Source organism: Actinoplanes sichuanensis, assembly GCF_033097365.1.
Lineage (GTDB): Bacteria > Actinomycetota > Actinomycetes > Mycobacteriales > Micromonosporaceae > Actinoplanes > Actinoplanes sichuanensis.
Window position 1 is genome coordinate 11,640,717 of the sequence record NZ_AP028461.1, and the last position, 13,022, is coordinate 11,653,738.

At 72.0% G+C, this 13,022-nt stretch carries 12 protein-coding genes; 8 read left to right on the forward strand and 4 right to left on the reverse strand.

The features are described from left to right. Window positions 1–23: 23 nt before the first annotated feature. Genes Q0Z83_RS53320 through Q0Z83_RS53330 form a run of 3 tightly spaced genes read right to left on the reverse strand, consistent with a single transcriptional unit; the run spans window position 24 to window position 2,934 of the window. Window positions 24–404 carry a RidA family protein gene (locus tag Q0Z83_RS53320; protein ID WP_317791222.1) on the reverse strand — a complete coding sequence of 127 codons (381 nt, stop codon included), beginning with the start codon at window positions 402–404 and terminating at the stop codon, window positions 24–26. Next, the gene (locus Q0Z83_RS53325) at window positions 404–1,642 is read right to left on the reverse strand and encodes an amidohydrolase/deacetylase family metallohydrolase (RefSeq protein WP_317791223.1); all 1,239 of its coding nucleotides are present in this window, start codon (window positions 1,640–1,642) and stop codon (window positions 404–406) included. Before Q0Z83_RS53325 ends, Q0Z83_RS53320 begins: the two co-directional genes overlap by 1 nt. Continuing rightward, window positions 1,639–2,934, reverse strand: a complete 1,296-nt coding sequence (locus tag Q0Z83_RS53330; protein ID WP_317791224.1) for a MarR family transcriptional regulator — start codon at window positions 2,932–2,934, stop codon at window positions 1,639–1,641. Before Q0Z83_RS53330 ends, Q0Z83_RS53325 begins: the two co-directional genes overlap by 4 nt. Window positions 2,935–3,094: 160 nt before the next feature. On the opposite strand from Q0Z83_RS53330, the gene Q0Z83_RS53335 reads away from it, so the two are divergent. From Q0Z83_RS53335 to Q0Z83_RS53350, 4 genes are read left to right on the forward strand one after another with little or no spacing between them, the layout of a single operon-like run. Next, a complete protein-coding gene (locus Q0Z83_RS53335; RefSeq protein WP_317791225.1) occupies window positions 3,095–4,357 on the forward strand; it encodes an extracellular solute-binding protein in 1,263 nt (420 codons plus the stop codon). Next, window positions 4,354–5,235, forward strand: coding sequence for a carbohydrate ABC transporter permease (locus Q0Z83_RS53340; protein WP_317791226.1), 882 nt, complete (start codon window positions 4,354–4,356; stop codon window positions 5,233–5,235). The genes Q0Z83_RS53335 and Q0Z83_RS53340 overlap by 4 nt, the downstream gene beginning before the upstream one ends. Further along, window positions 5,232–6,071, forward strand: a complete 840-nt coding sequence (locus tag Q0Z83_RS53345; protein WP_317791227.1) for a carbohydrate ABC transporter permease — start codon at window positions 5,232–5,234, stop codon at window positions 6,069–6,071. The genes Q0Z83_RS53340 and Q0Z83_RS53345 overlap by 4 nt, the downstream gene beginning before the upstream one ends. Before the next feature lie 41 nt (window positions 6,072–6,112). After that, entirely contained in the window at window positions 6,113–7,462 is a 1,350-nt protein-coding gene (locus Q0Z83_RS53350) for a beta-N-acetylhexosaminidase (RefSeq protein WP_317791228.1), read from the forward strand. A gap of 11 nt (window positions 7,463–7,473) precedes the next feature. On the opposite strand, the gene Q0Z83_RS53355 is transcribed toward Q0Z83_RS53350, so the two are convergent. Further along, the gene (locus Q0Z83_RS53355; RefSeq protein ID WP_317791229.1) at window positions 7,474–8,394 is read right to left on the reverse strand and encodes an aminoglycoside phosphotransferase family protein; all 921 of its coding nucleotides are present in this window, start codon (window positions 8,392–8,394) and stop codon (window positions 7,474–7,476) included. Between the two features lie 29 nt (window positions 8,395–8,423). On the opposite strand from Q0Z83_RS53355, the gene Q0Z83_RS53360 reads away from it, so the two are divergent. The 4 genes from Q0Z83_RS53360 (at window position 8,424) to aspS (ending at window position 13,016) form a co-directional block, all read left to right on the forward strand. Next, entirely contained in the window at window positions 8,424–9,611 is a 1,188-nt protein-coding gene (locus Q0Z83_RS53360; RefSeq protein WP_317791230.1) for an alanine racemase, read from the forward strand. A 44-nt stretch (window positions 9,612–9,655) separates the two neighbouring features. After that, the gene (locus Q0Z83_RS53365) at window positions 9,656–10,177 is read left to right on the forward strand and encodes a GNAT family N-acetyltransferase (protein WP_317791231.1); all 522 of its coding nucleotides are present in this window, start codon (window positions 9,656–9,658) and stop codon (window positions 10,175–10,177) included. Window positions 10,178–10,306: 129 nt separating this feature from the next. Continuing rightward, entirely contained in the window at window positions 10,307–11,116 is an 810-nt protein-coding gene (locus tag Q0Z83_RS53370; RefSeq protein WP_317791232.1) for a hypothetical protein, read from the forward strand. Window positions 11,117–11,213: 97 nt separating this feature from the next. Next, on the forward strand, window positions 11,214–13,016 hold the full coding sequence (aspS, locus tag Q0Z83_RS53375) for an aspartate--tRNA ligase (protein ID WP_317791233.1): 1,803 nt from the start codon (window positions 11,214–11,216) through the stop codon (window positions 13,014–13,016). Window positions 13,017–13,022: the final 6 nt, after the last annotated feature.

Consider the following 13,022-nt stretch of genomic DNA (forward strand, 5'->3'; position numbering starts at 1 on the left):
GCCCGGCTACCCGTGACGGGTGTCTACTCGCCGGTGTAGAGGACGGCGTCGATCTCGATGTCGAAGCCGACCAGGGGTACCGGCAGGGTGGTGCGGACCGGCAGGTGGTCGCCCTTGATGTATTCGCGGTAGATCTCGTTCATCGCCGGGAAGTCGCCGAAGTCGCGCAGGTAGACACCGACCCGGACGGCGTCGTCCAGGCTGGCACCGGCCGCCTCGGCGACGGCGGCCAGATTGCGGAAGGCGGCGTGCGCCTGCTCGGCGAAGTCACCGGTCACCCGGGTGCCGTCGGGCAGCGCCGGGATCGCGCCGGCCAGGTAGATGGTGTCGCCGGCGACGACGGCGTGCGAGTACGGGCCACCGGCGGGCGCCGCCTTGTCGGTCATCACAGCGCGCTTGGGCATCAGGAACTCCTCGGTTCGGATCGGGGCAGGGTCGGATCTGGGGAGGTTCGGGGGAACTGTTCGGCCAGTCCGTCGACGTCGACGAGTGGCGTGGCGAGCAGGGCACGGAGGTCGTGCTCGCGGCGGGCCAGGGCGGCCCGCTGCGCATCGGTGAGCGGGATCCACGGCGGTGCGGCGGCCGGCAGCCGGGGCGGCAGGGGACGGCCGGCCACGTACGTCGCCCGGTTGTGCAGTCGGATCGGTGCGACCCGGACCTGCCGGTGCGCGTCGACGACGGTGAGCGGCTCGTCCCGTACCTCGAAGATCGCCAGGTCGGCGGGATCGCCGACGGTGAGGGAACCGCCGGGCAGGCCCAACGCCCGCGCCGGGTGTTCGGTGACCGCCGCGATCACCTCGGGCAGCGCGACGCCGCAGGCGAGCAGTTTGGCCATCGTGGTCGGCAGGTCGAAGACCGGGCCGTGCAGGGACCGGGCGTGCAGGTCGGTGGAGATCGTGAACGGCCGCAGGCCCGCCGCCAGTTGGGCTTCCAGGACGTCGAAGGCGAAGCCGCCGGAGCCGTGCCCGAGGTCGAGCAGCACACCCCGGCCGACGGCGTCGCGGACCGCCGGGCCGAGCGGTGCGGCGATGCCACTCGCGCAGTGGGTGACCAGGTCGCCCGGCCGCAGCAGGTCGAGCACCTCGTCCAGGGCGGGCGGTGCGGTGCCGATATGGACCATGACCGGGACCCGGCACGCCTCGGCGGCGGCCAGTCCGCGGCGCAGCGGTTCGACCCCGTTGGCGCCGACGGTCTCCCGGTCGATGCGCACCTTGACGCCGTGGAACAGGTCACGGTCGGCCTGGATGGTGTCGATCGCCAGCGCGACGTCGCAGTTGTCCAGGTCGCGGCTCTCGCCGGTGCGTCCGGCCAGGCCGACGGCGGAGATGTTGAGCAGGGCGTGGACCCGGACCGCGGCGGACCGGGCGACCGCGCGCAGCCCGGCCGCGGTGTACGCGCCCGCCGACCCGGCGTCCACCCAGGTGGTGACGCCTGACCGCCAGGCGATCGGATCCGGGTCGATGCCCCAGTAGCCGGGCCCGACGTGGGTGTGTACGTCGATCAGGCCGGGGGTGATCAGGCAGCCGGTGACGTCGGTGACGGTGCGGGCGGTCCGGGGCAGGTCGCCGATCGCGGCGATCCGGCCGTCCCGGATCGCGACGTCGCCGGGCGTGCCGCCGGTGAGTAGCAGGTCCCAGATCATCGGGCGGCGTCCAGGGCCGTAGTGATGGCGAGCCGGTACAGCCGGGTCGGGCGGCCCTTGCGGCTCTCCTGTGCGCTGCCCGTCTCGGTCACCAGGCCCGCGCCGGTCAGCTTGCGGATCAGCCGGCGCCCGCTGGGGTCGGTGATGCCGAGCGTACGGGCGAGTTCGGCCGGGGACAGCGGCTGGCCGTCCAGGTTCCGTTCGATCGCGGCGAGCCGGGACAGGGTGGCCGGGCTGAGGCCGGCCCGCCCGGCCAGGCGCTCGATCTCGCCGTGCTCCCGGTAGGTGTAGGTGAGCGGGGTGGCCGACGCGCCCATCGGGCCGATCGACATCCCGTCGCCGGTGAACAGGTAGGCGCCCGGGTCGGCGTCCTGTTCGGCCCGGGCCGCGGCCCGCTCGGCGAGGGTGACGCTGAGCCGTGCCGAGGCGCCGATGCCGAACCCGGCGACGGCCCGGATGCCGAGCGTCTCGCGGGCTTCGGCCAGGACGGGCAGGCCCACCCAGTGCTGGGTGACGCTCTCGAACAGCGACGCGGGCGCGAAGACCAGCACCCCGCGCGCGCCGCGATGGTCGATCCAGGCGTCGGCGAACTCGGGGGTGTTCAGCAGCAGGTGCTGCAGCCCCACCCGGGCCCGGTCCAGATCGCTGCTCTGTTCGGGCTTCGCCACCAGGAACAGCGCGGCCGCGAAACGCTGGCCGTCGGCCCGTTTGGTGTGCATGCGCAGGGCGAGTTCGTGCAGGTCGGCGCGGATGGTGCCGGGGGTGGCCAGGGCGTGCAGCACGGCGGTCCGGCCGTCCAGGGCGGCGGCCACACCCATCCGGACGCTGATCACGTAGGGCGCGCCGGTGCGTTCCAGGTGTTCCCGGTGGAAGTCGGCGACCTCGGCGACCGGCTGGTCCGGGTCGAACGGGAGCGCCGAGATCGCCGTCCGGTCCAGGTCGAGGGCGGCGGCCACCTCGTCGATCGTCTCGGTGGTGAACGTGTCGACGCTGACCGGGGTGGCGGGCCATCCGTTACCGCGGGCGCGGGCCCAGGCCAGGGCCAGGTCGAGCGCGGCCGAGCGGGTGACGGTGACCGGGAGGTCGGCCGGGATCAGGTCGCGGGCCCGGGCGTAGGGCACCAGGCCGAGGAGCAGTCCGGCCGGTCGGTGGTCGCGGAGCAGGCCGGACACCCGGTCGCGGATCTCGTCCTCGCGCTCGTAGACCGCCCAGGCGAACTCGACGCCGGTGAGCGTGCCGGCCGCGTCGGCGAAGCGTGCCCGGTGGCTGGCGTGCACCACCAATCCGATCATGCCGGCCCCGTCTCGTTCTCAAGTAGTTCGTTATTGCCGTCGTAGCGTCGCCGACCAACCTCGCCGGGTCAAGTCACTCTTGACGATCGCATGGTCAGGGCCGCACGCTAGGGCGCATCGAAAACGAACTATTAACGAACCTGGTTCGTATGGAGTGCTGATGAGACTGCGACTCGCGGCGGCTGCCGCACTGGCCCTGACGGTCACCGCCTGTGCCCCCTCCACCTCCACGCCGGGAACCGCCGCGACCGACGGCGGGCCGCGGACCGGCGCCCTCAAGGTGTGGCTCTTCGACGAGCCGAACCGCGCGCCGAAGGAGGCCGTGGTCGACGAGGCGATCGCCGAGTTCACCGCCGCCCACCCGGACACCACGGTGGACGTGCAGTACATCGCGGTGGACACCCGCAGCGAGCGGTTCAAGGGCGCCTTCAACGACCCGGCCAGCGCGCCCGACGTCGTCGAATACGGCAACACCGACCTGCCCGAGTACGCCACCGCCGGTGGCCTCGCCGACCTGGGCACGGTGGTCACCGACTGGCCGGAGGGCGCCGACCTGGCCGCCGACGCCAAGGCCAGTGCGACCTACCAGGGCACCCTGCTCGGGGTGCCGTGGTACGTCGGGGTGCGGGCGCTCTACTACCGCAACGACGTGCTCCAGGAGCTCGGGCTGAAGCCGCCGGCCACCCTGGCCGAGCTGACCACCACGGCACGGGCGGTCCGGGCGGCGCGACCGGAGCTGTTCGGAGTCGCGGTGGGCGGCAAGTACACGTACGCCGCGATGCCCTTCGTCTGGGCCAACGGCGGTGACATCACCTCGATCGACTCGGCACCGTCCCGGGCCGGTCTCAAGGCCTACACCGACCTGATCGCCGAGGACAACTGCCCGCCGCCGAACTGCGCCGACCTGACCGGCGGCAAGACCGTCGAACTGTTCGCCAGTGGCAAGGCGGCGATGGGCATCCTCGGCAACTTCAACCGGGCCGCCGTGGACGCCGGTGCGGCCAAGGGCAGGTACACGGTCGTGCCGCTGCCCGGTCTGACCGCGGGCTCGATCGCGCCCGCCTTCGCCGGCGGCAACAACCTCGGCATCATGAAGAACGCGCAGCGCCCGGCCCTGGCGGCCGACTTCCTCACCCTGCTGGCCGGCCGGAAGTACCAGGCCGAGATGTACGACGCGATGGGCAACCTGCCGACCCTGAAGGCGGCCAGTGCCGAGGTGGTCGCCAAGGACCCCTTCGTCAAGCCGTTCATCGACACCATCGACGCCGGTACGAAGTTCGTCCCACTCGACCCGGGCTGGGGCAAGATCGACGCCTCGGCCGTGCTGCCCACCATGATCGAGAAGGTGGCGACCGGTAAGGCGAGCGTCGACGAGGCCACCGCTGAGGCCGCCGAGCTGATCGACGAGGCCCTGACCAAGTGAGCCGAGTACGCACCCGGGCACCACTGTGGCTGCTTCTGCCGGCCCTGGTGGTGCTCGGTGGTCTCTTCCTCTACCCGATGTACCAGCTCGGCCTGCTCTCGGTGCTCGACTTCACCCAGGCGCAGGTCAGCGGCGGACAACCGACCCGGTTCGTGGCGGCGGAGAACTACACCGGGCTGTTCGCCGACGCCCGGTTCTGGGACGTGCTGCTGGCCACCGTGCTGTTCGCGGCCGGGTGCGTGCTGGCCACCCTGGCCGTCGGTGCGGGCCTGGCGGTGCTGCTGACCCGGATCAGCCGGATCCCGCGTCTGCTGCTGTCGCTGGCCGCGATGGCCGCCTGGGCGGTTCCGGCCGTCTCCGGCTCGACCACCTGGATGTTCCTCTTCGACACCGACCTGGGTTTCGTCAACCAACTGTTCGGCATCGAGGGCTTCAACTGGATGTACGACAGGTACACCGCGTTCGGCCTGGTCGGCGCGGTGGTGGTGTGGGCGTCCTTCCCGTTCGTGATGGTCACCCTGTACGCCGGGATCGAAGCCGTCCCGAAATCGGTGCTGGAGGCGGCCGCCCTGGACGGCGCGAGCACGTGGCGCACGTTCTGGCGGATCCTGGTGCCGATCCTGCGGCCGGTGCTGGCGATCGTCGTCATCCAGTCGATCATCTGGGACTTCAAGGTCTTCACCCAGATCTACGTGATGACCCGGGGCGGCGGCCTGGCCGGGCAGAACCTCACCCTCAACGTGTACGCCTACCAGCAGGCCTTCGCCTCCAGCGAGTACGGCCGTGGCGCCGCGATCGGCGTGGTGACGATGCTGATCCTGCTCGCCGTCACCCTCGTCTACCTGCGGGCGCTGCGCCGGTCGGGAGAACAGTGGTGAGAGCCGGACGTCGTCTGCTCGACTCGGTGGCGGTGCTGATCGCGCTGGTCACCGTCTTCCCGATCTACTGGATGGTGCTGGCCGCGGTGAAACCGGCCGGCGAGATCCAGTCACTGGACCAGAAGCCGTGGACGCTCGCCCCATCACTGGACGCGTTCCGCCGGGTCCTCGCGGTCGAGGACTTCGGCCGCTACCTGCTCAACAGCCTGGTCGTGGCGCTCGTCGTGGTGCTGGTCTCCGGCCTGATCGCGTTCCTGGCCGCGGTCGCGCTGACCCGGTTCCGGTTCCGGTTCCGGACCACCCTGCTGGTGACCTTCCTGATCGCCCAGATGGTGCCGATCGAGGCGCTCACCATTCCACTGTTCTTCCTGGTCCGTGACGTGGGCACGGTGGTACCCGGGATCGGGCTGAACACGCTCGGCTCGCTGGTGCTGGTGCACACCGCGTTCACCCTGCCGTTCGCGATCTGGATGCTGCGCGGTTTCGTGCAGGCGATCCCCGACGAACTGGACGAGGCGGCCCAGCTCGACGGCGCCGGCCGGTTCACCGTGCTGTGCCGGATCCTTCTCCCGCTGGCCGCCCCGGGGCTGGCCGCCACCAGCGTGTTCTCCTTCATTCACGCGTGGAACGACTTCCTGTTCGCGCGGACCTTCATCATCAGCGAGGCGGACCGTCAGACGCTGCCGATGGCGCTGCTGGTCTTCTTCAAGCCCGACCAGAACGACTGGGGTGCGATCATGGCCGCCTCGACGCTGATGACGCTGCCCGTGCTGATCTTCTTCCTCATCGTCCGGCGCCGCCTCGTCGCGGGTCTCGGAGGGGCGGTCAAAGATTGATTCCCAAGCCTTCTTCGGTACGGGTGGAGCCCGGCACCACCGTGGGTGCACTCGTCGACGCGCGTCTCGATCACGACCTCGCACCCGAGGGATATGTGCTGGAGCTCGCGCCCGAGGGCGTCGTCCTGCGGGGCGGTTCCGAGGCCGGCCTGTTCTACGGCCGGCAGACCCTCGATCGGCTGGGGTCGCCGGTGCCGTGCGGCCGGATCGAGGACGCGCCCCGGTTCACCTGGCGGGGTGTCCTGCTCGACGTGGCCCGGCACTTCATGCCCGTACCCGATGTGCTCAGGTTCGTTGATCTGATCGCCTTTCACAAGCTCAACGTGCTGCACCTGCATCTCACCGACGACCAGGGGTGGCGGATCGAGGTGCCGGCCTGGCCGCGGCTCACCTCGGTCGGCGCGTGGCGCTCGTCGACGATGCTCGGCTCCCGGATCCACGACCGCTACGACGATCAGCCGCACGGTGGCTTCTACACCACCGCCGACCTGCGGCGGATCGTCGAGTACGCGGCGCAGCGGCACGTCACCGTGGTGCCCGAGGTGGACATGCCCGGGCACATGCAGGCCGCCATCGCGGCGTACCCGGAGCTCGGCAACGGGTTCGACGGTCCGGTCCGGACCGGCTGGGGCATCTCCCGCCACGTCCTCAACCTGTCCGAGGCGACCCTGGACTTCTGCCGGCAGGTCCTCGACCACGTCTGCGACGTCTTCCCGTCCGAGGTCATCGGCATCGGCGGCGACGAGTGCCCGACCGACGAGTGGCCTGGCGGCCGCGAGCTGCAGGTCGACTTCACCGCGCGGATGGCCGCCCACCTGGCCGCCCGGGGCCGTCGTGTCTACGGCTGGGACGAGGTCCTGGCCGGTGGGGCACCGGACGGTGCGGTGATCGCCGCCTGGCGTGGCATCGAACCGGCCACTGTGGCGATCCGGGCCGGGCACCAGGTCGTCTGCTGCCCGGACGTGCACCTCTACCTCGACTACCGGCAGTCCGACGACCCGGGCGAGCCCACCCCGGTCGGCACGCTCCTCACCCTCGAGGACGTCTACGCCTACGAGCCGCCGGACTCCCCGCTCGTCCTCGGTGCCCAGGCGAACCTCTGGACCGAGCACATGGAGTCGCTGCGCCGGGTCGAGTACATGGCGTTCCCCCGGCTGTGCGCCCTGGCCGAGGTGCTCTGGGGGCCGGCTGAGCGCGACTTCGCCGACTTCGCCGCCCGCCTGCCCCGGCACCTGGAACACCTGGACGCGCTGGGCGTCGACTACCGCCCACTCACCGGGCCACGCCCGGAGCACGCCCGCCCGAACGCGCCCGGTCACCCCCGTGACCTCGTCGACCGTCTCGCCGAACTGCACGAGATGACCGCCGACCTGCGCGGCGAGCCGGGGTGACCGGAGCCCGGTCAGGGCAGCCGCGGCAGGAGGCGACGGGCCAGCCGCAGCGGCCGCCCGCTGACCATGCCGTCGCCCTCGCAGGACCAGACCTCGGACAGCACCGCCTGGACGAAACCCCACGCCAGCACCCGCTCACGCGGCATGCCGAGACCGTCGGCGAGCTGCTCGATCCGGGCCTCGACGGCGTTCAGGACGGTGTCGCCGGGCGCGTGCGGATCCGGGTTGTAGAGCATCGCGCCCACCTCGTACCCGGGATCGCCGACGACACCGTGCGGGTCGATCGCCAGCCACCGCTCCCGCTCGGCGGCCAGCACGTTGTCGTGGTGCAGGTCGCCGTGCAGCACCACCCGCCCGGTCGCGCTGGCACACAGTTCCTCGAAGAGCCCGGCGGCCCGTTCCACCAGGTGCCGGGGCAGCGGATCGTCACCCGGAAAACGCCGCAGGTGGTTACGGAACGACGCGATGCGGCCGGACAGCTCCGGCAGCGCGACCCCGTCCGGGGCGGGCCGGTGCAGCCGCCTGATCACCTCGATCAGTACCGCCGTCGCCGCCGGGTCGTCCGTGGGGGTCAGCGACGTGGCCGGGGTGCCCGGCCGGGCCTCCTCCAGCAGCAGCGCACCCCGCTCGTCGTCGCGGGCCAGCACCCGGATGGCCGCCCGCCCGCCGAAACACTCCAGCGCCGTGGCCTCGTCGGCGAGATGACCGCTCGCCGGCACACCCAGCTTCAACACGGCCGCGGTGCCGTCCGCCCGGCGGACCCGGCCGACCCAGTTCATGCTCAGTGGCAGCGGGCCGACCGGCGACAGCTCCCACTCCGTCATCAGCCGGTCGGCCAGGCCGGGCAGCTCCGACAACCACGCCCGCCCGGCGGCACCCCACGTCTGCTCGACGTTGCGGCGGAATCCGGCGGAGAGCGTGGTGTCGACCATGACGAGAAGTCTGACAACCGGAGGGCGATATGACGATCGACATGACCGTCGACTGGCGGAGCAAAGGCTTCTGGGCGCCGGACGGGCCGGTCGATCCACGGGGGCTCGGGCTGTTCGACGGCGGTTTCACCTGGCCGCTACTGGTGGTGCGCCGGGCGGCGGTGGAGGCCAACATCGCGACCATGGCCGCGTACTCCGGGCGGCACGGGTTCGACCTCGCACCACACGCCAAGACCACGATGGCGCCGGGGCTCCTGGCGGCCCAGACCGCGGCCGGGGCATGGGGGCTGACCGTGGCCACCCCGAACCAGGCGCTCGTGCTCCGGCGGCTCGGCATCGACCGGGTACTGATCGCCAACGAGGTCCTCGACCGGACGGCGCTGCGCTGGCTGGCCGCCGAGAGTGCCGCCGGGTGGGAGGCGTACTTCCAGGTCGACTCGCCGGCCGGGGTGGCCGCCGCGGCCGGGACCGGGGGGCCGCTACGGGTGCTCGTCGAGCTCGGCCACGACGGCGGGCGGACCGGGGTCCGGGGTCTCGACGAGCTGGAGGCGGTCGCCCGGGCGGTGGTCGCGGCCCCCGGGCTGGAGCTCGCCGGGGTGGCCGGCTACGAGGGGCAACTGCGTGATCAGGACGCCGTGGACGCGTACCTGGATCAGCTCGCCGAAGGCGTGCACCGGCTGGTCGCGGCCGGTCTGCTGCCCGGCCGGCCGATCGTCGCGGCCGGGGGCAGCGCCTGGTTCGACCGGGTCGTCGACCGTCTCGGCGGGCTCCGCGAGACGGCCCGGCTGATCCTGCGCAGCGGCGCCACGGTCAGCCACGACGACGGGTTCTACCGGGAGCGGACACCGTTCAACCGGGTACCCGGCGAGGGGTCGCTGGCGGCGGCGCTGGAGATCTGGGCCCAGGTGATCTCGGCGCCCGAGCCGGGCCTGGCCATCGCCGGGATGGGCAAACGCGACGCGCCGTTCGACGAAGGGCTGCCCGAGCCGCGGGAACTGCGCCGGGCCGACGGGCGGATCGAGCCGGCCACCGGGGTACGGGTGACGAAGCTCAACGACCACCACACCTACCTGACTGTGGAGGGCACGACCCTGACGCCCGGGGACCTGATCCGGTTCGGGATCTCGCACCCGTGCACCGCCTTCGACAAGTGGCGCGACATCCCGGTCGTCGACGAGGATCGGCGGGTCGTGGACGTGCTGCACACCTATTTCTAGGAGGCGCTGTGACCGACTTCCGGCTGGAGTTTCCAGGAGGCGCTGTGACCGACTTCCGGCTGGAGCGATGGGACGAACGGGCGCCGGAGCTCCAGCGTCGGGCGAACACCCCGCAGATGCAGGCGTTCCTCGCCGGGGTCGAGCCGGAGGAGGCTCTGGTCGCCCGGCACCGGCGGATCCTGGCGGGCATCGCCGACGGCACCACCGAGATGTTCCTGATCGTGGTCGGCGAGTCCGGGCCGGTCGGGTCGGTCGGCTACTGGGAGAAGGAGTGGCGGGGCGAACTCGTCTACGAGCTCGGCTGGAAGGTGCTGCCCGAGTTCCAGGGCCGGGGCCTGGCCGGGCGGGCGCTGGCCCGGACCCTGGCGCACGCGGCCGGCCAGGACCGGATCCGGTGGGGCCACGCCTTCCCACGGGTCGACAACGGGCCCTCCAACGCGCTCTGCCGCCGGACCGGGTTCGAGCTGCTCGGTGCGGTGGACTTCGAGTTCCCCAAGGGCAACCCGCTGCGGTGCCACGACTGGCGCCGCGATCTGACGACGGTGGTCACTGCGGCGGTCGGGTGAATCGTCGGCGGGATCGCCGTACTCGCGGGTGGTCGTCCCCTCGTGGGGGATGGCCCAGTGGATCGATGGTGTTTACGGTGATTGAGCGTCGAAAGAGCACTTCAACCGTCTGCGCCATGGGAGTCCGCCATGTCCGTATTCCGCGCAGCTCCCCGGGAACCCGCCGCCCACCGACCCGACCATCGGGTGCCCCATCAGCGCACCCCTGACCCGGGTTATCCGGACGGCCCGACCGAGCCGCTCGCCGCCGCCGAGGAGGGTCAGGCCGCCCGTGAACGTGCGGCGCGCGAGCGGGCCGCCCGGGGGAATGTGGCGCGGGACATCGTGGTCCCGACCGGACCGGTGCGGGCGCGGCGCCGACCCGGCGTGGTCGTGGCGGTGCTGTTCAGCCTGCTGGCGCTGCTCGCGTCGGGCGCCGCCGGCTGGTTCTCCTGGCGGGTACTGGAGACGACCCGGGCCGCCGCGACGCCCCGGCCGTCGTTCGCCCCGATGGCCTCGGAGCCGGTCCGCAGCCGGCCGCCGGAGCCCGAGCGCTACCCGGTGGCGTACGCCAAGGAGCCGCTCCGCCTGCAGGTGGCGTGTGCCGGCGTGCTGCACATGGACCTGGACGAACCTCGGGCCGACGCGGCCGAGGTGCTCGCCGATCTCCGCTACGACGGCGGCTGCGGGACCCGGCCGGCACAGCTCAGCCTCGGCGTGGGCGCGACCGGCGGGAGCCGCCAGGTGAGCGCCGACGCCGACGCGGCCGACTGTGACCGGGCGATCCGCACCGGCCCGCTCGGGCGGGGCCTGCAGGTGGAGGTCAAGGCCGGCACCGCGCTGTGTGTGCTCACCGCGGCGGCCCCGGCCGGCCTGGTCCTGGTGGAGATCATCGACGTCGGCGGCTCCGGCACCGCCGGCCTGCGTGCCACAGCCTGGCGGGTTCCCGAGGACCGGTGACCGGCCCGTGGCACGCGGCGCGGGGCGCTCCTGACAGAATGTCGGGTGCGCCCCGCGAACCCTGTTAAGGACGCGATCCCTGTTAGGAGACGTTTCCGTGATCCGTACCCATGACGCCGGCACTCTGCGCGCGAGCGACGCCGGCACGACGGTGACGCTCGCCGGGTGGGTCGCGCGTCGGCGCGACCACGGCGGTGTCATCTTCGTCGACCTCCGTGACGCCTCCGGCGTGGTCCAGGTCGTGTTCCGCGAGGAGGACGCGCACGCGCTGCGCAACGAGTTCTGTGTGAAGGTGGTCGGCGAGGTCAACGCCCGCCCCGCCGGTAACGAGAACCCGGAGCTGGCCACCGGCGAGATCGAGGTGGTCGCCGCCGAGCTGATCGTGCTCTCCGAGGCGGCTCCGCTGCCGCTGCCGGTCGACGACACCATCACCGCCTCCGACGACCTCCGCCTCAAGTACCGCTACCTGGACCTGCGGCGTTCCGGCCCGGCCAAGGCGCTGCGCCTGCGCAGCCGGGCCAACCAGATCGCCCGCGAGGTGCTGCACGCCCGCGACTTCAACGAGATCGAGACGCCGACGCTGACGCGCTCGACGCCGGAGGGCGCCCGCGACTTCCTGGTGCCGGTCCGTCTCCAGCCCGGTACCTGGTATGCGTTGCCGCAGTCCCCGCAGCTGTTCAAGCAGCTCCTGATGGTCGCCGGCATGGAGCGCTACTACCAGATCGCCCGCTGCTACCGCGACGAGGACTTCCGCGCCGACCGGCAGCCGGAGTTCACCCAGCTCGACATCGAGATGTCCTTCGTCACCCAGGAGGACATCATCGAGCTCGGCGAGGAGATCGTCGCCCGCCTGTGGAGCGAGCTCGCCGACTACCAGGTCCAGCTGCCGATCCCGCGGATCACCTGGACCGACGCGATGAACCGCTACGGCTCCGACAAGCCCGACCTGCGGTACGGCGTCGAGCTGGTCGAGCTGACCGATTACCTGCGTGGCACCGCGTTCCGGGTGTTCGCCGGTGCGATCGACGCCGGCGGCTACGTCGGTGCGGTGGTGATGCCGGGTGGCGCCGCGCAGACCCGTAAGGAGCTGGACGGCTGGCAGGACTGGGCGAAGGCCCGGGGCGCCCGCGGCCTGGCCTACGTGGTGCTGGACGCGGAGACCGGTGAGCCGAAGGGCCCGGTCGCGAAGAACCTGTCGCCCGAGCACCTGTCCGGCCTGGCCGACCAGGTCGGCGCGAAGCCGGGTGACGCGGTCTTCTTCGCCGCGGCGACCGAGCGTCGGGAGGCGCAGGAGCTGCTGGGCGCGGCCCGGATCGAGATCGCCAAGCGGGCGAACCTGATCGACGAGTCCGCCTGGGCGTTCTGCTGGGTGGTCGACGCGCCGATGTTCGAGAAGACGGACGAGGGTGGCTGGACCGCCGTGCACCACCCGTTCACCTCGCCGAACGAGGAGTGGATCGACAACTTCGAGTCGGCTCCGGACAAGGCGCTGGCGTACGCGTACGACATCGTGGTGAACGGCAACGAGATCGGCGGCGGCTCGGTCCGTATCCACCGCGGTGACGTGCAGAGCCGGGTGTTCGACCTGCTGGGCATCACGCCCGAGGAGGCCGCGGACAAGTTCGGCTTCCTGCTGGAGGCGTTCAAGTACGGCCCGCCGCCGCACGCCGGCATCGCGCTGGGCTGGGACCGGACGTGCATGCTGCTCAGTGGCAACGAGTCGATCCGTGAGGTGATCGCCTTCCCGAAGACGCGGGGCGGGTTCGACCCGCTGACCACCGCGCCGACCCCGATCACGGCGCAGCAGCGCCTGGAGGCGGGCATCGACGCGAAACCGAAGGCGGCGGCGGGCACGCCCGGCACCGACGGCCAGGCGGCGCCGGTCCAGCACTCCAACTAGTTCCAC